This window comes from Streptomyces sp. NPDC101227, assembly GCF_044767545.1.
Taxonomy (GTDB): Bacteria; Actinomycetota; Actinomycetes; order Streptomycetales; family Streptomycetaceae; genus Streptomyces.
Genome location: NZ_JBIWOD010000011.1, coordinates 1 through 19,490, shown reverse-complemented (window position 1 = coordinate 19,490; position 19,490 = coordinate 1). Strand labels below are relative to the sequence as shown.

General features: G+C 72.4%; 20 protein-coding genes, 1 pseudogene and 1 riboswitch. Of the genes and pseudogenes, 14 read left to right on the top strand and 7 right to left on the bottom strand.

What is annotated here, in order from left to right; translation table 11 throughout:
- Positions 1-20: 20 nt before the first annotated feature.
- Positions 21-1,727, top strand: a complete 1,707-nt coding sequence (locus tag ACIRPT_RS24800) for a flavin monoamine oxidase family protein (protein ID WP_403830661.1) — start codon at positions 21-23, stop codon at positions 1,725-1,727.
- A gap of 78 nt (positions 1,728-1,805) precedes the next feature.
- Here the strand turns inward: ACIRPT_RS24800 and ACIRPT_RS24795 are convergent, their stop codons facing one another.
- Positions 1,806-2,513, bottom strand: coding sequence for a DUF5995 family protein (locus ACIRPT_RS24795; RefSeq protein ID WP_403830659.1), 708 nt, complete (start codon positions 2,511-2,513; stop codon positions 1,806-1,808).
- Positions 2,514-2,712: 199 nt separating this feature from the next.
- On the opposite strand from ACIRPT_RS24795, the gene ACIRPT_RS24790 reads away from it, so the two are divergent.
- Positions 2,713-3,165, top strand: coding sequence for a phospholipase (locus tag ACIRPT_RS24790; protein WP_403830656.1), 453 nt, complete (start codon positions 2,713-2,715; stop codon positions 3,163-3,165).
- Between the two features lie 31 nt (positions 3,166-3,196).
- Here ACIRPT_RS24790 and ACIRPT_RS24785 read toward each other — a convergent pair whose 3' ends face one another.
- Complete coding sequence (locus tag ACIRPT_RS24785; RefSeq protein WP_403830654.1) at positions 3,197-4,627, bottom strand: uracil-xanthine permease family protein; 1,431 nt, start codon at positions 4,625-4,627, stop codon at positions 3,197-3,199.
- A 133-nt stretch (positions 4,628-4,760) separates the two neighbouring features.
- On the opposite strand from ACIRPT_RS24785, the gene ACIRPT_RS24780 reads away from it, so the two are divergent.
- Positions 4,761-5,237 (top strand): acyl-CoA thioesterase, encoded by a 477-nt coding sequence (locus tag ACIRPT_RS24780; RefSeq protein ID WP_403504878.1) that lies wholly within the window; start codon positions 4,761-4,763, stop codon positions 5,235-5,237.
- Position 5,238: 1 nt separating this feature from the next.
- Here the strand turns inward: ACIRPT_RS24780 and ACIRPT_RS24775 are convergent, their stop codons facing one another.
- The 3 genes from ACIRPT_RS24775 to ACIRPT_RS24765 are packed head-to-tail and all read right to left on the bottom strand — an operon-like array spanning position 5,239 to position 7,448.
- A complete protein-coding gene (locus ACIRPT_RS24775) occupies positions 5,239-5,661 on the bottom strand; it encodes a hypothetical protein (RefSeq protein ID WP_403830651.1) in 423 nt (140 codons plus the stop codon).
- Between the two features lie 34 nt (positions 5,662-5,695).
- Positions 5,696-6,172 carry a hypothetical protein gene (locus tag ACIRPT_RS24770; RefSeq protein ID WP_403830649.1) on the bottom strand — a complete coding sequence of 159 codons (477 nt, stop codon included), beginning with the start codon at positions 6,170-6,172 and terminating at the stop codon, positions 5,696-5,698.
- A 46-nt stretch (positions 6,173-6,218) separates the two neighbouring features.
- Complete coding sequence (locus tag ACIRPT_RS24765; protein WP_403830647.1) at positions 6,219-7,448, bottom strand: MFS transporter; 1,230 nt, start codon at positions 7,446-7,448, stop codon at positions 6,219-6,221.
- Between the two features lie 81 nt (positions 7,449-7,529).
- On the opposite strand from ACIRPT_RS24765, the gene ACIRPT_RS24760 reads away from it, so the two are divergent.
- Positions 7,530-8,750 (top strand): ROK family transcriptional regulator, encoded by a 1,221-nt coding sequence (locus ACIRPT_RS24760; RefSeq protein WP_403830644.1) that lies wholly within the window; start codon positions 7,530-7,532, stop codon positions 8,748-8,750.
- A gap of 82 nt (positions 8,751-8,832) precedes the next feature.
- Here ACIRPT_RS24760 and ACIRPT_RS24755 read toward each other — a convergent pair whose 3' ends face one another.
- The gene (locus tag ACIRPT_RS24755; protein ID WP_403830641.1) at positions 8,833-9,612 is read right to left on the bottom strand and encodes an SDR family oxidoreductase; all 780 of its coding nucleotides are present in this window, start codon (positions 9,610-9,612) and stop codon (positions 8,833-8,835) included.
- A gap of 172 nt (positions 9,613-9,784) precedes the next feature.
- Positions 9,785-9,915, top strand: a riboswitch (FMN riboswitch).
- Positions 9,916-10,100: 185 nt separating this feature from the next.
- On the opposite strand from ACIRPT_RS24755, the gene ribD reads away from it, so the two are divergent.
- From ribD to ACIRPT_RS24705, 10 genes are all read left to right on the top strand, one after another.
- Complete coding sequence (gene ribD, locus ACIRPT_RS24750; RefSeq protein ID WP_403831061.1) at positions 10,101-11,210, top strand: bifunctional diaminohydroxyphosphoribosylaminopyrimidine deaminase/5-amino-6-(5-phosphoribosylamino)uracil reductase RibD; 1,110 nt, start codon at positions 10,101-10,103, stop codon at positions 11,208-11,210.
- A 1-nt stretch (position 11,211) separates the two neighbouring features.
- On the top strand, positions 11,212-11,874 hold the full coding sequence (locus ACIRPT_RS24745) for a riboflavin synthase (protein WP_403504893.1): 663 nt from the start codon (positions 11,212-11,214) through the stop codon (positions 11,872-11,874).
- Entirely contained in the window at positions 11,871-12,524 is a 654-nt protein-coding gene (locus ACIRPT_RS24740) for a nicotinamide riboside transporter PnuC (protein ID WP_403830638.1), read from the top strand. The genes ACIRPT_RS24745 and ACIRPT_RS24740 overlap by 4 nt, the downstream gene beginning before the upstream one ends.
- Entirely contained in the window at positions 12,521-13,882 is a 1,362-nt protein-coding gene (locus ACIRPT_RS24735) for a bifunctional 3,4-dihydroxy-2-butanone-4-phosphate synthase/GTP cyclohydrolase II (protein ID WP_403830635.1), read from the top strand. The genes ACIRPT_RS24740 and ACIRPT_RS24735 overlap by 4 nt, the downstream gene beginning before the upstream one ends.
- 54 nt (positions 13,883-13,936) lie before the next feature.
- Positions 13,937-14,422: a 6,7-dimethyl-8-ribityllumazine synthase gene (gene ribH, locus ACIRPT_RS24730; RefSeq protein ID WP_403504901.1), complete on the top strand. Its 486-nt coding sequence runs from the start codon at positions 13,937-13,939 to the stop codon at positions 14,420-14,422.
- Between the two features lie 35 nt (positions 14,423-14,457).
- Positions 14,458-14,730, top strand: coding sequence for a phosphoribosyl-ATP diphosphatase (locus ACIRPT_RS24725; RefSeq protein WP_400065930.1), 273 nt, complete (start codon positions 14,458-14,460; stop codon positions 14,728-14,730).
- Positions 14,731-14,784: 54 nt separating this feature from the next.
- Complete coding sequence (hisG, locus tag ACIRPT_RS24720; RefSeq protein WP_403504904.1) at positions 14,785-15,633, top strand: ATP phosphoribosyltransferase; 849 nt, start codon at positions 14,785-14,787, stop codon at positions 15,631-15,633.
- A 128-nt stretch (positions 15,634-15,761) separates the two neighbouring features.
- On the top strand, positions 15,762-16,235 hold the full coding sequence (locus ACIRPT_RS24715) for a PH domain-containing protein (RefSeq protein ID WP_403830632.1): 474 nt from the start codon (positions 15,762-15,764) through the stop codon (positions 16,233-16,235).
- 174 nt (positions 16,236-16,409) lie between these two features.
- The gene (locus ACIRPT_RS24710; RefSeq protein WP_403504910.1) at positions 16,410-17,783 is read left to right on the top strand and encodes a hemolysin family protein; all 1,374 of its coding nucleotides are present in this window, start codon (positions 16,410-16,412) and stop codon (positions 17,781-17,783) included.
- The gene (locus ACIRPT_RS24705) at positions 17,780-18,883 is read left to right on the top strand and encodes a hemolysin family protein (protein ID WP_403830629.1); all 1,104 of its coding nucleotides are present in this window, start codon (positions 17,780-17,782) and stop codon (positions 18,881-18,883) included. The genes ACIRPT_RS24710 and ACIRPT_RS24705 overlap by 4 nt, the downstream gene beginning before the upstream one ends.
- 468 nt (positions 18,884-19,351) lie before the next feature.
- On the opposite strand, the pseudogene ACIRPT_RS24700 reads toward ACIRPT_RS24705, so the two are convergent.
- Positions 19,352-19,490: pseudogene (locus tag ACIRPT_RS24700) on the bottom strand (IS481 family transposase); the annotation flags it as partial.

Sequence of the window (19,490 nt, the reverse complement as noted above, 5' to 3'; positions counted from 1 at the left end):
CTGCAAGGAGTCCGTACCCCATGACGTCCACGGTGCCCCCCGCCGTCCCGCACACCGACGTGCAGCCGCCGATCACGATGTTCGGCCCGGACTTCCCGTACGCCTACGACGACTTCCTGGCCCACCCGGCGGGGCTCGGCCAGATACCGGCGACCGAGCACGGCACCGAGGTCGCCGTCATCGGTGGCGGCCTCTCCGGCATCGTCACCGCGTACGAGCTGATGAAGATGGGCCTCAAGCCCGTCGTCTACGAGGCCGACCAGATCGGCGGCCGGCTGCGCACCGTCGGCTTCGAGGGCGTCTCCGCCGCGGGCGACGCGGACGAGCTCAACTGCGAGCTGGGCGCGATGCGCTTCCCGCCGTCCTCGACGGCGCTCCAGCACTACATCGACCTGGTGGGCCTGGGGACCGAGCCGTTCCCGAACCCGCTCGCCGAGTCCACCCCGTCCACGGTCGTCGACCTGAAGGGCGAGTCGCACTACGCGAAGACCCTGGACGACCTGCCCGCGGTCTACCGCCAGGTCGCCGAGGCGTGGAACGCCTGCCTGGAGGCGGGCGCCGACTTCACCGACATGAACCAGGCCATGCGCGAGCGCGACGTCCCGCGCATCCGTGAGATCTGGGCGCAGCTCGTCGAGAAGCTCGACAACCAGACCTTCTACGGCTTCCTCTGCGACTCCGAGGCCTTCAAGTCCTTCCGGCACCGCGAGATCTTCGGCCAGGTCGGCTTCGGCACCGGCGGCTGGGACACCGACTTCCCCAACTCCATCCTGGAGATCCTGCGGGTCGTCTACACCGAGGCCGACGACCACCACCGCGGCATCGTCGGCGGCTCCCAGCAGCTGCCGCTGCGCCTGTGGGAGCGCGAGCCGGAGAAGACCGTGCACTGGGCGCCCGGCACCTCGCTGTCGTCGCTGCACGACGGCGCGCCCCGCCCCGCGGTGACCCGGCTGCACCGCACCGCCGGCAACCGCATCACGGTGACCGACGCCGACGGCGACATCCGCACCTACACGGCCGCGGTCTTCACCGCGCAGTCCTGGATGCTGCTGAGCAAGATCGCGTGCGACGACTCGCTGTTCCCCATCGACCACTGGACGGCGATGGAGCGCACCCACTACATGGAGTCGTCCAAGCTCTTCGTCCCCGTCGACCGGCCGTTCTGGCTGGACAAGGACGAGGACACCGGCCGGGACGTCATGTCGATGACGCTCACCGACCGGATGACCCGCGGCACCTACCTCCTCGACAACGGCCCGGACAAGCCCGCCGTCATCTGCCTCTCGTACACCTGGTGCGACGACAGCCTGAAGTGGCTGCCGCTGGACGCCAACGAGCGGATGGAGGTGATGCTGAAGTCGCTGTCGGAGATCTATCCGAAGGTCGACATCCGGAAGCACATCATCGGCAACCCGGTCACCGTGTCCTGGGAGAACGAGCCCTACTTCATGGGCGCGTTCAAGGCCAATCTCCCCGGCCACTACCGCTACCAGCGCCGCCTGTTCACCCACTTCATGCAGGACCGGCTCCCCGAGGACAAGCGGGGCATCTTCCTGGCGGGCGACGACATCTCCTGGACGGCCGGCTGGGCCGAGGGTGCCGTGCAGACCGCGCTCAATGCCGTGTGGGGCGTGATGCACCACTTCGGCGGCAGCACCGACGCGGCCAACCCGGGCCCCGGCGACGTGTACGACGAGATCGCGCCGGTCGAGCTGCCCGAGGACTGAGTCACCGCAGAGCTGCCCGGGAACCGATGACCCGCGGGCCGGTCAGGGGCCGGCCGCGGGGACCCGCCGCAGCGGCGGTTAATTCAGCGGCGTGAGCAGACACCGGCCCACCAGCCCCACGCTCGCGTCCAGCCGCTCGGCGAACTCCTCGGCCATCTCGGGCAGCCGCCGCGCGCCCCACATCATCCGGGCCGCCGCCCAGGCGGCGTCCCGGGCCCTCTCCAGGCTCCAGGAGCCGGCGAGATGGGTGAGCGGATCGGCGATGTCCAGCAGGTCGGGGCCGGGCATCAGGCTCTCCCGGATCCGCTCCTCGAGCCCGGTCAGGACCGCGCCGATACGGTCGAAGTCCCCTTCCAGGGCGGGCGGTTCGCACTCCAGCGCCCGGCAGGTGTCCACCACCGCCAGCGCCAGGTCGTGCCCGATGTGCGCATTGATCCCGGCGAGCGCGAACTGCAGCGGGTGGATGCCAGGGTGCCGGCGCAGCTGGAACAGCGGGCGCCAGCAGGCGGGCGGGCGCCGGCCCGCGGCGGCGGCGTCCACCGCGGTGAAGTAGCGCCCGGCGAAGCGGACGTCCAGCTCGTCCGCCGCCACCGGGTCCGCGAACGCGCCCGCGCCGATGCGTCGCGCCACCGCTTCGGTGACGGTCAGGTAGACGCGGTTGAAGACGGCCACGCCGTCCGCGGCGGGCAGCGCCGCGTCCAGGTCCCGCATCCGCGCCAGTACCCCGCCCACATCCGCCGCCGTCGCGGATCCCGGCCGCGTTCCGCACCGCTGAGTCGTCGTCATCCGTTCAGCGTGACAGCAGCGCCCGGAAATGCGGCCTTTGCCGTGTGCCGATGACCTGATCGGGGTAATTACTGGCGCGCCCACTTGTGCTTTTAGGCTGAGCCTTAAAGAGCGTCAACTTCCCCGGAAAACCGCATACTTTGGCGTCCTCCCCACGGGACACCGCATACGAGGCGGTGCCGAAATTCCGGAGGTCGTCATGCCCCGAAGACTCGCCGCAGCCCTGTCCGCCCCGCTCCTTGCCGTGTTAGCCCTGTCGGCGGGGGCCGCCCCGGCGCAGGCCGCACCCGCCGACAAGCCGCGCGTACTCGCCAGTTGGACGGGGACCGACGCGAGCAGCTACAACAACTGGGTCGCGGCCCGCGGAGATCAGGCGAAATGGTCCGCATACGACTTCGACTGGTCCACCGACTATTGCTCGAAGTCGCCCGACAATCCCTTCGGCTTTCCCTTCGAGATCTCCTGTGCCCGGCATGACTTCGGCTACCGCAACTACAAGAAAGCGGGCACTTTCGAGGCCAATAAACCGCGGCTCGACAGTGCCCTGTACGCCGATCTGAAGCGGGTCTGCGCGCGCTATTCCGGCGCCAAGAAGAGCTCCTGCGACGCGCTGGCCTGGACGTACTACGAGGCCGTGAAGCACCTCGGCTGACCGGGGCGGGCCGGGGTCGCGCGCCGCGTCGTCAGCGGGAACCCGGCCCGCTCTCCCCGTCCGTCTCGCCGTCCGTCCCTTCGCCACCCGTCCCGTCGCCGTACGCGGAGGTGCCCTCGTCCAGGAGTGGCGGCTGCACCTTGAGATGCGCGGGAGCCAGCGCGCGCAGGACGTGGTAGCCGGCGAGCACCACGATGGTGCCCAGCGCGATACCGCCGAGCTCGAAGTTGTCGCTGATGCGCAGGCTGACGCCGCCGACGCCGATGATGATGCCCGCGGCGACCGGTACGAGGTGCAGCGGATTGCGCAGGTCCACCTTGTTGTGGATCCAGATCTGGGCGCCGAGCAGGCCGATCATGCCGTACAGGATGACGGTGATACCGCCCAGCACCCCGCCGGGGATCGCGGCCACCACCGCGCCGAACTTCGGGCACAGGCCGAAGAGCAGGGCGAAGCCGGCCGCCGCCCAGTAGGCCGCGGTGGAGTAGACCCGGGTGGCCGCCATGACGCCGATGTTCTCGGAGTACGTGGTGTTGGGCGGGCCGCCGACGGCGGTGGAGAGCACCGAGGCGACGCCGTCCGCGGAGATCGCGGTGCCCAGCTCGTCGTCCAGCGGATCGCCGGTCATCTCGCCGACCGCCTTGACGTGTCCGGCGTTCTCCGCGACCAGCGCGATCACGACGGGCAGCGCCACCAGGATCGCCGACCACTGGAAGGCGGGCGCGTGGAACGACGGCAGGCCGATCCAGTCGGCCGAGCCGACCGCGGAGAAGTCCAGCCGCCAGTGGTCGGCGACCTTCCCGGCCCCGTTGACGGAATGGATCTGCCCGAAGACCCGGTCGAAGACCCAGGAGACGGCGTAGCCGAAGACCAGCCCGAGGAAGATCGCGATCCGCGACCAGAACCCGCGCAGACAGACCACGAACAGCCCGGTGACCAGCATGGTCAGCAGCGCCACCCACTGGTCCTGCGGCCAGTACGTACTCGCCGTCACCGGCGCCAGGTTGAAGCCGATCAGCATCACCACCGCGCCGGTGACCACCGGCGGCATCACGGCATGGATGATCCGCGCCCCGAACCGCTGGACCGCCACGCCCACCAGGAACAGCGCGACGCCGACGACGAGGACCGCTCCGGTGACGGTCGCGCTGGTGCCGCCCTGCGCGCGGATGACGGCCGCCACGCCGACGAACGACAGCGAACAGCCCAGGTAGGAGGGCACCCGGCCGCGGGTGGCGAGCAGGAAGATGGCCGTCGCCACGCCGGACATCATGATCGCGAGATTGGGATCGAGGCCCATCAGAACGGGCGAGACGAAACTCGCGCCGAACATGGCCACGACATGCTGCGCGCCCAGGCCCGCGGTCCGCGGCCACGACAGCCGCTCATCCGGCCTGACCACGGCCCCCGGGGCCGGGTTGCGCCCGTCGCCATGCACGGTCCAGCGCACGCCGAGGCCCATGTCTGCTCCACTTCTCCGAACGGTGAGGACAGGGCAGTTTCCCATCCCGCCGGAGAACATGTACTAAGCGGCCGCTTACGATGGTCCGAGTCATGCCACGCACCACGTCACAAGAACTTCAGGAGCACCACCCGTGAGCGTCGAACCCCTCCAGGCCGCCCACCCCGTCCCGTACGGCCAACTGGTCCCCGTCACCGTCCACTTCGACGACCTCGACGCGCTCGGCATGCTCCACAACTCCCGCTACCCGCTGCTCGTCGAGCGCGCCTGGGGCGAGTACTGGCACGGCCACGGCTTCGGCTTCGACGGCGACTGGGCCGCCGCGGGTGACATGTGCAACGTCATCAGGGAGATGCGCCTGACCTACGAGCGCCCGGTCACCCGTGCCGGCCGCTACGCCGCCCACCTGTGGGTCGAGCGCCTCGGCCGCACCGGCCTCACCTACGGCTTCCGGATCTGCTCGGCCGACGGCACCGAGACCTACGCCCAGGGCCACCGCGTACTCGTCCGCGTCGACTCCGAGACGCTGCGCCCCACCCCGTGGTCGGACAAGGCCCGCGCGATCGCGGACGGGCTGCGGCGGCCGGAGCCGGCGGCGGAAGCGGCCTGAGTCACCGCTCGCAGCGGCGCCGGGCTTCCCGTACGGCCATCTCGCCGGCCTGCACGAACCCCCGCTCGCCGGAGTCCACCGGATGCCAGCGGAAGTCGGTGACGATGCAGCGGACGGCCGGCCGGATGTCGGGCCCGAGCGCGTCGAGGGCGTTGCGGACCCCCTGTTCCAGGGCCCGCTCCAGCAGGCCGACCCACTCCTTGTCCTCGGGCCAGGCGCGCCTCTGCTCCCGGACCTCCGGCCGGTCGCGCACCGGCCAGTCGAGGACGACGGGGGAGAGCTCGTCGTCGGGCAGCGGCTCGAAGTCCATGGTGACGATCGCGAACGGGCCGCCGCACGAGGTCTGGCGGACGTGCGTGATGGACACCTCCCGCACGGGCTGCGGCGGGAAGCGGCGGGTCCGGTGCGTCGGGAGGGTGGTCATGGGAGCTCCTGCTGCCTCACCCGCGCGATGGCGGTCACCGCGCCGGCCGCGAGCGTCTCAGGCCGGAAGGGGGCGGCGCGAGCCGTTTGTTGCGTTCGCTCCCCGCGTCCGGCGCGACGAAACCGCAGCGGCGCAGCGCCCGCTCCACGGCCATCGCGCCGGCCCGCTCGAAGGCGCTCTCGCGGGAGTCGACTTCGTGCCAGTGGACCCGGGTGACCGTGCACCAGGCCGCCGCCCGTACGCCCGGGGGCAGATCGTCGAGGGCCGCTGTGATCCCCCGCTCCAGCGCCCGCGCCAGCTCGCCGGGCAGCCACTTCTCCGGGTTGCGCCGCCGGTCGCGCTCGGGCCAGTCGAAGACGACCGGCGCGAACTCGTCGTCCGGCAGCGGATCGAAGTCCACCGTGCAGACCGCATGGGGTCCGCCGCACCCGCCGTTACTGACGTGCACGATGCGGACCTCGGGTATCCGGTGCGGCGGAAAGCGGCGCGCTCCGCGTGCGGGGGCGGTCATGGGGGCTCCGGGTGGGTGGCCGGTGCGGCGCCGGCCGCCGCTCCGGTCAGGAGCGTTCCAGATCGGTCGCGGTGGCGGCCACCGTTTTGTGCGCCGCGCGCCCCGGCACCCGCAGTACCCGCGCCCCCGCCACCAGGCCCGCCGCCAACGTCGTGACCAGCGCGAACGAGATCGTCAGCGAGGATGCCTGGGCGATGCCGCCGATCGCGGACGGGGCGATCAGGCCCGAGGTGTAGGTGATCGTGGCGACGCCCGCGATGGCCTGGCTGGGGGCCGGGCCGCTGCGGGCGGCGGCCGCGAAGGCCAACGGGACCACGACCGCGATGCCCAGGCCCATCAGGGCGAAGCCGGCCATCGCCGGCGCCGGATGCCGGGCGGCCATGATCAGCAGACCGCCGGCCGTCGCCAGGACGCCGCCGACCCGTACCGTGCGCACCGCGCCGTAGCGGGCCACCACCTTGTCGCCGGCCAGCCGGGCGACGGCCATCGTGCAGGCGAACGCGGTGGTCGACGCGGCCGCCAGGCCTGCGTCGGTGCCCAGCCGGTCCCGGAGGTAGACCGCCGACCAGTCCAGGCTCGCGCCCTCCGCGAAGACCGCGCAGAAGCCTATGGCCCCGATGATCAGCGCGGACTTCGGCGGCAGCGCGAAGCGGGGCGGCGGATGCTCCTCGGGGGCGCTGCGGAGATCCGGTACGCCCTGGCAGGCGGCGGCACCCAGGAGCGTCAGCAGCAGCGCGGCGCCGCCCAGATGGAGCCGGGCGTCGGTCCCGGCGTGCGCGGCGACGGTGCCGGCCGCCGAACCCAGCAGCGCGCCCGTGCTCCACATGCCGTGCAGCCCCGACATGATCGGCCGGCCGAGCCGGTCCTCGGTCTCCACGCCCAGCGCGTTCATGGCGACGTCCGCCATGCCCGAGGTCGCGCCGTAGACCAGCAGCGCCGGGCACAGCACGTACAGGCCGGGGGAGAGGGCGGGCAGGGCCAGGGCGAGGGTCCACAGGGCGAGCAGGACGCGCAGTGCGGTGCGGGCGCCGAGGCGGTGGCTGATCCGTCCGGCCAGCGGCATGGCCAGGGACGCGCCGATGGCGGGGAAGGCGAGGGCCAGGCCGAGCTGGCCGGGGGTGAGGGCGGTGTGGTCCTGGATCCAGGGGACGCGGGTGGCGAAGTTGCCGGTGACCGAGCCGTGGATGAGGAAGACGAGGGCGAGCGCCCACCGTGCGCGGCGCAGCCCGTTGGCGGGGGGTGGGGTGGGTGCGTCGGGGACGCCGTTGCCGACCATGAGAGGTAAACTATCAGGAAGCCTGCCTGATAATAAGAGGGTTGTCCCGCCGGTGATCCGCACGGATGAAAGGATCCGGCCATGGATGCATCGCGCGCGGCGGCCGCAGGGCGCACCGCCTCACCGGCCACCGCACGGCGGATCAACGACCGGCTGGCCCTCCAACTCCTCCAGTCCGAGGGCCCTTTGACGGCAGGTCAGCTCAAGTCGCTGACCGGGCTGTCCCGCCCGACCGTGGCGGACCTGGTCGAGCGCCTCCAGGACGCCGGGCTGATCGCCGTGGTCGGCGAGAGCGGCGCGCAGCGGCGCGGACCCAACGCCAGGCTCTACGGCATCGTCGCCGACCGGGCCCATCTGGTCGGCCTCGATCTGCGCACCCACAGCGCCACCCTCGCGGTCGCCGACCTCCTGGGTCGGGTACGCGCCGAACGCACCGTCCCCATCGGCCCCGACGACACGCCCGAAACCGCCGTCGCGACCGCCCTCGCCGCCGTGGACCGGGCCCTCGGCGCGGCGGGCGCCGCCCACCCGCACACCCTCGCCGTCGGCGCCCCAGGCCTGGTCGACCCCGCCACCGGCAGGCTCGGCGGCAACGACTGGATCCCGCCCTGGCACGTCGCCCTGGTCGGCGCGCTCCGCGACCGGGGGACCTCGGCGGTCCTGTTGGAGAACGAGGTCAATCTCGCCGCCATCGCCGAACAGCGCGACGGCGCGGCCCGCGACCGCGACACCTTCGTCCTGCTCTGGCTGGGGCACGGCACGGGCGCCGCCGTCGTCCTGGACGGCGCCCTGCGCCGCGGCGCCTCGGGCGGCACCGGCGAGATCGGCTTTCTGCCCGTCCCCGGCACCGGTGCGCTGCCCTCCGCGAGCGGCTGCGACGGCGGTTTCCACTCGCTGGCGGGCTCCGCCGCGATCTGCGCACTGGCCGCGGAACACGGCCTGACGCCGGACCCGGGCCCGGCCGGCCCCGCCGCCGCGGACGCCCCGCCCGCCGAGGCCCTCGTACGGGCCGCGGCGACCGGGGGCCACGCCGCCTTCCTCGATGCGCTCGCCGCGCGGATCGTCCTCGGCGTGGCGGCGGTCTGCGCCGTACTCGACCCCGGGTGTGTCGTCCTCGGCGGCGAGATCGGCCGGGCGGGCGGCGCCGCGCTCGCCGAGCGGGTCGCCGAGCGCCTCGCCCGCCTCTCCCCGCTGCGCACCGAGGTCCGCGCGGGCACGGTCGGCGGGCGGGCGGTACTCCTCGGCGCGGTGCTCGCCGCGCGCGACGCCGCTCAGAACGACCTGTTCGCGCCGGCGAGTTGAGCGGGCGCCCGGCCCGTACGACGGCCGGGCCGCCCCCGGCGGGCGCCGGGCGCCGGTCTCCAGGAGCGCCCCGGACCAGGTGTCACCGCCCCGCCCCGCCCCCGCCCCGCGCCGCCAGGAACTCCGCGTACGTCCGCCTCCCGTCCGCGTGTTCCGGCGTGAGGATCCCGCCCCGCCGCAGCGCCGCGAACGTCCGGCCCGGCAGCCACAACGGCATCCGCAGCCGGCGCCGCCCGCCCGCCTCCAGAGTGGCGCCTACCAGGTCCCGGACCCGGAGCACCTCGGGACCGCCGAGGTCGGTGACCCGCCCGGCCGGTGCCCCGGCCGCCAGCTCGGCCAGCCGGTCGGCCACCTCGGCCACCTCGACCGGCTGCACCCGCACACCCACCGGCACCGGCAGCACCGGCGACCGCGCCCCCGCCTTGATCACCCCGAGCACCAGGTCGTGGAACTGCGTGGTGCGCAGCACGCTCCAGCCGAGCCCGGAGTCCTCGATCAGCCGCTCCACCGCGAGCTTGGTGCGGTAGTAGCGCATCGGGACCAGGTCGATGCCGACGATGGAGATGTAGACCAGATGCGGCACCGCCGCCGCCTTCGCCGCGTCGATCAGCCGCCCCGCGGCCTCCGTGTCCCCGCCCGACGGCGCCGAGGCGCAGTGCACGATCGCGTCCACCCCCGCCACCGCCTCGTCCAGCCCGGTGCCCTCGCGCAGATCGACCGCGTACGCCCGCAGCCCGCGCCGCTCCCGGCCGGTGTGTGGCCGCCGGCTCAGCGACCGCACCTCGTGGCCGTCGCCGAGCAGCCGGTCGACCAGGATCCGCCCGAGCGTGCCCGTGCCGCCGGTCACCAGAATTGTCGCCATCGCGGAATCAGTCCTTGGGTGCGCAGGTACGTACTGTCCCCACTGTGACGAGACGGCCGCTCCGCCCGTGACACCCGACGCGCGCCGCGTCCTGTGAGCCACCCCACAGGCCCTCGCCCGCATGGCCGACGATCAGCCGTGGCAGACTGAAGCTGTACTGACATAAGAGCAGCAGCGCACTCCGGGGTCGGTGTAATTCCGAACCGGCGGTAACAGTCCGCGACCCGTCCGCAGCCAGCGGCCGGTTGAGCAGGTGAAATTCCTGCACCGACGGTGAAAGTCCGGATGGGAGGCAGTGCGCGGCGGGCGAGCTTCGGTACACCGCCGTCGGCGGCGCGTCGGGTCGTATCCCGGCGAGCCCCCTATTTTCCGGCCGCGGTGTCCCCGTGGCGTCGTTCCCGCTTCTGTCGTCCAGACAGCCCCGGAGTCCGTGCCCGAAGAGGCAGGAGGACCCGGTGGCCACCGCAGCCCCCGACGAGACCGCGGCAATGCGCCGGGCCATGGAGCTCGCCGCGCGCGGCCTCGGCCACACCAGCCCCAACCCGGTGGTCGGCTGCGTCGTCCTGGACTCCCACGGCCGTACGGCCGGTGAGGGCTGGCACCAGCGGGCCGGGGGACCGCACGCCGAGATCCACGCCCTGCGCGCGGCGGGCGAGAAGGCCCGCGGCGGCACCGCACTGGTCACGCTCGAACCCTGCAACCACACCGGCCGCACCGGCCCCTGCGCCCAGGCGCTGATCGACGCCGGGATCGCCCGGGTCGTCTACGCCGTCGCCGACCCCAACCCGGCCGCCACCGGCGGCGCCGTCACCCTGGCCGAGGCCGGCGTCGACGTCGAGGGCGGACTCCTCGCGGACGAGGCCGCGGCCGGCAACGAGGCCTGGCTGACCTCGGTCCTGCGCCACCGCCCCTTCGTCCTGTGGAAGTACGCCGCCACCCTCGACGGGCGGATCGCCGCCGCCGACGGCACCAGCCGCTGGATCTCCTCACCCCAGTCGCGCGCCGACGTCCACCGCCTGCGCGCCGCCGCGGACGCCGTCATCGTCGGCTCCGGCACCGCCCGCGCCGACGACCCCCAGCTCGGCGCCCGGATCGCCGGCCTCTCGGACGACGAGATCAGCCAGCCGCTGCGGGTCGTCGTCGACACCGGCGCCAGGGCCGTCAAGGCCGGCGCCCGCGTCCTGGACGGCACCGCGCCCACCCTCATCGCGGTCGCCGAGGACGCCGACGCCGCCCGCCTCGAAGGCCTCGCCCCGATCGTCCGGCTGCCCCGCGCCGCCGACGGCCGCGGCCTGCACCTCCCCGCCCTGCTGAAGGCCCTGTACGAGCGGGACGTCCGCTCCGTACTCCTCGAAGGCGGGCCCACGCTCGCCGGGGCCTTCCTCGCCGCAGGGGCCGTCGACAAGGTCGTCGGCTATCTCGCCCCGGTACTGCTCGGCGCCGGACCGGCCGCCGTCAGCGACGCCGGAATCACCACCATCGCCCAGGCGTTGCGGCTCGACGTGACCGACACCGAGCGGCTCGGCCCCGATCTGCGCATCACCGCAACCCCCATCCGCCATGCCCGCACCGAGCATGCCCGCCACGAGGAGAACTGAAGTGTTCACCGGAATCGTCGAAGAACTGGGTGAGGTCGTCGCCGTCGAGGACCTCGGCGACAGCTCCCGTTTCCGACTGCGCGGCCCCGTCGTCACCGAGGACGCCAAGCACGGCGACTCCATCGCCGTCAACGGCGTCTGTCTGACCGTCGTGGAGACGGAGCGCGGGGAATTCACCGCCGATGTGATGGCCGAAACCCTGAACCGCTCCAGCCTCGGAGCGCTGGCCGCCGGCTCGCGGGTCAACCTCGAACGCCCGATGGCGCTCGGCGGACGGCTCGGCGGCCACCTCGTCCAGGGCCACGTCGACGGCACCGGCACCATCGTCGAGCGCACCCCGGGCGAACACTGGGAGATCGTCAAGATCGCCCTGCCCGCCACGCTCGCCCGCTATGTCGTCGAGAAGGGCTCCATCACCGTCGACGGCGTCAGCCTGACCGTCGTCGAGGCGGCGGACGACTACTTCACCATCAGCCTCATCCCCACCACGCTCGACCTGACCACGCTGGGCATCAAGCGGCCCGGCGACCCTGTCAACCTCGAGGTCGACGTCCTCGCCAAGTACGTCGAGCGGCTGCTCGGCCGGACCATCGCCGACGCCGGGTACGCCGAGGACGCCGCCGACCTCAAGGACCTCCAGGAACTGAAGGAGATGGACCGTTGAGCGCCCTCGACTGGCTGAACGGCGAGGCCTTCACGGCCTTTGACCAGCACGTCATCTGGTCGGACATGGTCGGCAACACCATCGGCCTGGCGGCCCTCGCCCTGGGCTGGCGGCGGTCCATATGGACCTGGCCCGCCCAGTTCCTCTCCGGCCTCATCCTCGTCGCCGCCTACGCCTCCGCCCACCTCAGCGGCGGCGTCGGCAAGCAGCTCCTCGTCATCGGCGTGGCGCTGTGGGGCTGGCGGCAGTGGCAGCGCGGCCGGCAGCAGGCGCAGGACGGCACCATCGCCGTACGGTTCGCCGGCTGGCGCGAGCGCGGCCTGCTGATCGCCGGTACGGCGCTGGGCACCGCCGCCGTCGGCGCACTGTTCACCCTGTTCCCGCAGCTGTCCTGGAACCCCTGGCCGGACGCCTACATCTTCGTCGGCACGCTCGCCGCGATGGTCGCCCAGGCGCGCGGCCTGGTGGAGTTCTGGTTCGCCTGGCTGCTGGTCGATGTCGTCGGCGTTCCGCTCGCCTTCAGCAGCGGCCTCGCCTTCTCCGGCTTTGTCTATGTCGTCTATCTCGCCCTCGTCGTGTGGGGCATGCGCGACTGGTGGGTGCGCTCGCGGGCCGCCGCCGGCCCCGTCCTGGAAGGAGCAGCGGCATGACCGCACTGCAAAGCTGGTACGCCGCCGAGGACCTGGCGCTGGACCCCGTGGAGCGGGCCATCGCCGAAATCGCCGCGGGCCGCCCCGTCGTCGTCGTGGACGACGAGAACCGCGAGAACGAAGGCGACCTCGTCATCGCGGCCGAGAAGGCCACCCCCGAGATCGTCGCCTTCATGATGAGCGAGTGCCGCGGCCTGATCTGCGCCCCCATGGAGGGCACCGAACTCGACCGCCTCGAACTCCCGCAGATGGTCGAGAACAACACCGAGTCGATGAAGACGGCCTTCACCGTCTCCGTCGACGCCACCGCCGCACACGGCATCAGCACCGGCATCTCCGCCGCCGACCGCGCCACCACGCTGCGGCTGCTCGCCTCCGGCGACTCGACGCCCGGCGACTTCGTACGGCCCGGCCACATCTTCCCGCTGCGCGCCAAGCCCGGCGGCGTCCTGGTCCGCAACGGCCACACCGAGGCCGGCGTCGACCTCGCCCGGCTCGCCGGTCTCCGCCCCGCCGCCGCCATCGTGGAGATCGCCGGCGAGGACGGCACCATGCTGCGGCTGCCCGAGCTGGTCCCGTTCGCCCGCAAGCACGGCCTGGCGATCATCTCCATCGAGGACCTGATCGACTACCGCCGCACCTCCGCCCCCACCGTCCGCCGCGAGGCCACCACCCGGCTGCCCACCGCCCACGGCGAGTACACCGCGTACGGCTACCGCTCGACCGTCGACGGCGTCGAGCACATCGCGCTGGTCGCCGGCGAGATCGGCGACGGCGAGGACGTCCTGGTCCGGATGCACTCCGAGTGCCTGACCGGCGACATCTTCCACTCGCTGCGCTGCGACTGCGGCCCCCAGCTGGAGGCCTCGCTGGAGCGGATCGCCGAGGCCGGGCGCGGCGTGGTGATCTACCTCCGCGGCCACGAGGGACGCGGCATCGGCCTGCTGTCCAAGCTGCGCGCGTACGAACTCCAGGAACGCGGCCGCGACACCCTGGACGCCAACCTCGAACTGGGGCTGCCCGCTGACTCCCGCGACTACGCCGCGGGTGCGCAGATGCTCCAGGACCTGGGCGTGCGCTCGCTGCGACTGATGACCAACAACCCCGACAAGACCTCCGCCCTGGTGCGGTACGGCCTCAAGGTCACCGGCCGCGAGCCGATGCGCATCCAGGCCGGCGAACACAATCTGCGGTATCTGCGCACCAAGCGGGACCGCATGGGCCACGACCTGCCCTGGCTGCCCGGTGCAGGCACCGTTCCCCAAGCTCTCGAATCCGCTCGAGCAGGGGAGGCCCCAGTCACCGGAGCGGCTGACGCCGCGCCCCCCGGTAGCGCGACCACCTGCGGCAACCAGTAGCACCCCGTCACCCGTCAGCACATCACCACCCCCATCACCCGTACGAGGAGAACCGTGAGCGGCAAGGGCGCACCCGAACTGACCGTGAAGAACTGTGGCGACCTGCGGGTGGCCGTGATCGCCGCCCAGTGGCACCAGCAGGTGATGGACGGCCTGGTGGACGGCGCGCTGCGCGCCCTGACCGAGCTCGGCATCGACGAGCCGACGCTGCTGCGGGTCCCCGGCGCCTTCGAGCTCCCGGTCGTCGCCAAGGTCCTGGCCGGCCGCGGCTATGACGCGGTGGTCGCGCTCGGCGTCGTCATCAAGGGCGGTACCCCGCACTTCGACTACGTCTGCCAGGGCGTCACCCAGGGCCTGACCCAGGTCTCCGTGGACACCGGCGTCCCCGTCGGCTTCGGCGTGCTGACCTGCGACACCGAGCAGCAGGCCCTGGACCGCGCCGGCCTTCCGGGATCGACCGAGGACAAGGGCCACGAAGCGGTCACCGCGGCGGTCGCCACCGCCGCCACTCTCCGCACGGTCAGCGAACCCTGGCGCTGAGCGGGGCGGGGCGACCGCGTAGGGTAGGCGTCACCATGTCCAAGAAGACTTTCGAGGAGCTCTTCGCCGAGCTCCAGCAGAAGGCCGCCACCGGCGACCCCGCCACCTCCCGCACCGCCGAACTGGTGCAGGCCGGTGTCCATACCATCGGCAAGAAGGTCGTCGAAGAGGCCGCCGAGGTCTGGATGGCCGCGGAGTACGAATCCGACGAGGCCGCCGCCGAGGAGATCTCCCAGCTCCTCTACCACCTTCAGGTGATGATGATCGCCAAGGGAATCTCCCTCGACGACGTCTACGCCCACCTCTGATCCACCCCCCCGCTTCCACCCCAACTCCCTTCAGCTGCAAAGGAACCTGCACTCATGCTGCGCATCGCTGTCCCCAACAAGGGTTCACTGTCCGAGCCTGCGTCGGCGATGCTGCATGAGGCCGGCTACCGCCAGCGCAAGGACCGCAGGGAACTGGTCCTGGTCGACGCCGAGAACGAGGTCGAGTTCTTCTTCCTGCGCCCGCGCGACATCGCGGTCTACGTGGGCTCCGGCAAGCTCGACATCGGCATCACCGGCCGGGACCTGCTGCTGGACTCCGGCTCGCACGCCGAGGAGATCATGCAGCTCGGCTTCGCCGGCTCGACGTTCCGGTACGCCACCCGCCCGGGGACCGCCAAGGACGTCAGCGAGTTCGGCGGCATGACGATCGCCACCTCCTTCGCCGGCCTGGTCAGCAAGCACCTCGCCGACAACGGCGTGGACGCCTCCGTCGTCCACCTCGACGGCGCCGTCGAGACCGCCATCCAGCTCGGCGTCGCCGAGATCATCGCCGATGTCGTGGAAACCGGCACCACCCTGCGCAACGCCGGCCTGGAGATCATCGGCGAGCCGATCCTCTCCTCGGAAGCGGTCGTCATCCGCCGCGCCGGCGCCCCCGAGGACGACCCGAAGGTCCGTCAGTTCCTGCGCCGTATGCAGGGCGTCCTGGTGGCCCGCCGGTACGTGATGATGGACTACGACATCCGCGTCGAGCACGTCGAGAAGGCCGTCGCCCTCACCCCGGGCCTGGAATCGCCCACGGTCTCCCCGCTGCACCACGAGGGCTGGGTCGCGGTCCGCTCCATGGTCCCCTCCAAGGAGGCCCAGCGGATCATGGACGAGCTCTACGAACTCGGCGCCCGCGCGATCCTCACGACCGGCATCCACGCCTGCCGGCTCTGACCGCCCTCCCTCAAACTCGCGACTTCTCCCCCCTCTCGACTTCTGCCCCCCTCTCGACTTCGCTCGAGCGGGGGGACCCCCATGAGCGGGGGAACCCCCATCCCCGCCCCCGACGGAAGACCGACGACGTGTCCGCCGAGCCCTCCCTCGAGCTCCCGAACGTGCCCAGCCTCCCGGTGACCTTCCGGCCGACCCGAACCCGGGCCGTCCTGTACACCGTCGGCCTCGCCCAGCTCGCCGCCCTGACGGCGATCGCGATGCTGCTGCCGAAGCTGACCGGCGGCGAGCGCATGAGCTTCGTCGGCACGGGGCTGCTGATCCTGGCGGTCCTCCTGCTGCTCGCCCGCCCCAAGGTGGTCGCGCGGCAGGAGGGCATCACGGTCGTCAACCTCACCACCAAGCGCGAACTGGCCTGGGCCCAGGTGCTGCGGGTCAACCTCCGCCAGGGCGACCCCTGGGTCCATCTCGACCTCGCCGACGGCACCAGCCTGCCCGCGATGGGCATCCAGCCCGGCATCGCCCGCGAGGCGGCCATCCGTGACGCCCGCGCGCTGCGCGAGCTCACCGAGAATCACGGCACCGGCAACCACACGGCCGGGTGAGCCTGCCCTAATCCGGGCCTCGCTGTTTACTCTGTTCTCCGGGACGCGCCGTGCGTCCCGCCCCTCAGTGGGCACCCTGCGAACCGAGGAGTGACTCCCTCCGGCAATGGACGGATCGTCCTGTAGTACCTGCGCCGCCCCTCCCCAACCCCCGCATACCACGGAGGCGGCGGCATGACCGGCCCCCTGCTGCTGCTCGCGGCGGCCCTCGTCCTGATCCTGGCCAACGGTTTCTTCGTCGCCGCCGAGTTCGGCCTCGTCACCGTCGAGAAGGCGGACGCCGAGCGCGCCGCGGCCGACGGCGATCGGCGCGCCGCGACCGTCGTCTCCGCGCTCCGCGAACTCTCCTTCCAGCTCTCCGGCACCCAGCTGGGCATCACGATCACCTCCCTGGTGGTCGGCATGCTCGCCGAGCCCGCGCTGGCCGGGCTGCTGGACGGCCCGCTGCGCGCCATCGGCCTGCCGAAGGCCGCGGCACCCGGCGTCGCCGTCGTCCTCGGCATGCTGGTGGCCTCCGGCGTCCAGATGGTCGTCGGCGAGCTCGTGCCCAAGAACTGGGCGGTCTCCAAGCCGCTGCAGGTCGCGCGGTTCGTCGCCGGTCCGCAGAACGCCTTCTCGCGCTTCTTCCGCCCGGTCATCACCCTCCTCAACACCGTCGCCAACCGCCTCGTCCGCGCGCTCGGCGTGGAGCCGACCGACGAGCTGGCCTCCGCCCGCACGCCCGGCGAACTGGTCTCGCTCGCCCGCCACTCCGCCCAGGCCGGCGCCATCGAGCAGGACACCGCGGACCTCTTCGTCCGCACCATCACGCTCGGCGACCTGACCGCGGAGAACGTCATGACACCCCGCGTACGCGTCAGCGCCCTGCAGGCCTCCGCGACCGCCGAGGACGTGGTGAACCTCACCCGCGCCACCGGCCTGTCCCGCTTCCCCGTCTACCGCACCCGGCTCGACGAGATCGTCGGCATGGTGCACCTCAAGGACGCGCTGGCCATCCCGGCGCACGAGCGGCTGCGCACCCCGGCCGCCCGGATCGCGGTGCCGCCGCTGCTGGTACCCGAGACGCTGCCGGTGCAGCCTCTCCTGGAGCGGCTGCGCAGCGAACAGCCGATCGCCGTCGTCGTCGACGAGTACGGCGGCACGGCCGGTGTGGTCACCCTGGAGGACATCATCGAGGAGCTCGTCGGCGAGGTCCGCGACGAACACGACGGGGTGGACCTGCCCGAACTGGGCCAGGCCCCGGCCGAGGACGGCCGCCCCGCCTGGGACGCCGACGGCGGCTGCCGTGTCGACATGCTGCGGCGGATCGGCCTGGAGGCCCCCGACGGCCCTTACGAGACGGTGGCGGGACTGGTGGCACACATACTCGGCAGGATCCCGGCGCCCGGCGACACCGCCGAACTCGACGGCTGGCGGCTGCGGGTCCGGCTGGTCTCCCACCACCGCGCCGAGCGGATAAGGATCGTACGGACCGGTCCCACGGCTGTGACTCCCGCAGTGCCCGCCGCCACGACCCCCGCCCCGCTCGCCGCGGAGGCGGCCCGATGACCCTCGCACAGCTGCTCTTCGCGATACTCCTCGTGCTCGCCAACGGCTTCTTCGTCGGCGCCGAGTTCGCCCTGGTCTCCGTACGCCGCAGCCAGATCGAACCGCTGGCGACGGAGGGCTCCAAACGGGCCCGGCAGGTCCTGCACGGCCTGGAGAACCTGCCGCAGATGATGGCCGCCGCCCAGTTCGGCATCACCGTCTGCTCCCTGACCCTCGGCGCGGTCGCCGAACCGACCGTCGCCGGCCTCCTGGAGCCCGCCTTCGAGGCGATCCACCTCCCCGAGGCCCTCATCCACCCCCTCGGCTATGTCATAGCCCTGGCACTGGTGGTCTTCCTCCACCTCGTCATCGGCGAGATGGTCCCCAAGAACATGGCGATGGCGGCGCCCGAGAAGACCGCCCTGTGGTTCAGCCCCGGCCTGGTCGCCTTCGCCAGGCTGTGCCGCCCGGTCACCGCCCTCCTCGGCGCCTGCGCCCACGGTGTGCTGCGGCTCTTCCGCGTCGAGCCCAGGGACGAGGTCGAGGCGGTCTTCACCAGCGAACAGCTGACCCATCTCGTCGAGGACTCCGGCCAGGCCGGCCTCCTGGAACCGGAGGAACAGGAACGGCTCTCCGACGCCCTGGAGCTCGGCAGCCGCCCCGTCACCGACGTCCTCCTGGACCGGGCGGGCCTGATCACCGTCGACCCGACGGTGACGCCCCGCCAAGTGGAGGAGCTGACCGTCAAGACCGGCTACTCCCGCTTCCCGGTCTGCGCGCCCGGCGGCGCGTACATGGGCTATCTCCACGTCAAGGACGTCCTGGACCTGGAGGAGCGGGACCGCGCGGTCCCGCAGCGCATCTGGCACGCGATGGCGACGCTGCGCGCCGAGCTGCCCCTGGACGACGCCCTGACGGCGATGCGCCGGGCCGCCTCCCACCTGGCGGCGGTCGCCGATGGGACCGGCCGGGTGCTCGGCCTGGTCGCGCTGGAGGACGTCCTGGAGATGCTGGTCGGCGAGGTCCGCGACCCGGCCCACCGCCGCACCCCCGAGGCCCGCGCCGAGCGCGTCGCCGCCCCGCGCGCCCTGCCGGAGGGGGACCGGGCGCTGGCGGGGTAACCGGGGCCGCGCCCGCCCCGGCCCGCCGCGTTCGCGTGCACCGGGGCGGCGGCCGGGGCACGCGCCCGACTGCCTCCGGCCGGACGGCGAACGGGCCGTGCCCTGCGGGTCAGCTGCCGAGTCGTCGAGTCGTCGAGTCGTCGAGATGGCGAGCTGTCGAACCGTCGAATCATCGAGCTGTGAGCTGTGAGCTGTGAGCTGTGAGCTGTGAGCTGTGAGCCGTTGGGCTTTGGGCTGTGAGTCGTTGCGCCGTGGGCCGTCAGCCGTGGGCAGTGAGCCGTGAGCGGTTGCCTTCGGGCCTTCGGGCCTTCGAGGCATCGGGCCACCGAGCCGCCGGGCCATCGAGCCGTCGCGCCGCCGAGCCATTGACCCTTCGCCCCGTCGACTCCGGGAATACCCGCCCGCCCCCGCCGCGTTGTGGCCCGCAGGGGGCGCGCGCACCCCTTACGGGATCCGTTCGCCCGCCCCCTAGGTGTATTGATCCGCAGCGTTGTTCACGCGGGTGATGGGCTGTTTCCCGTCCAGTGCGGTGTGGCATCGGTGGTGGTTGTAGGTGTGGAGGAAGTCTGTCAAGGCTTCGGTCCGCTCGGTGTTGCTGGTGTAGGGC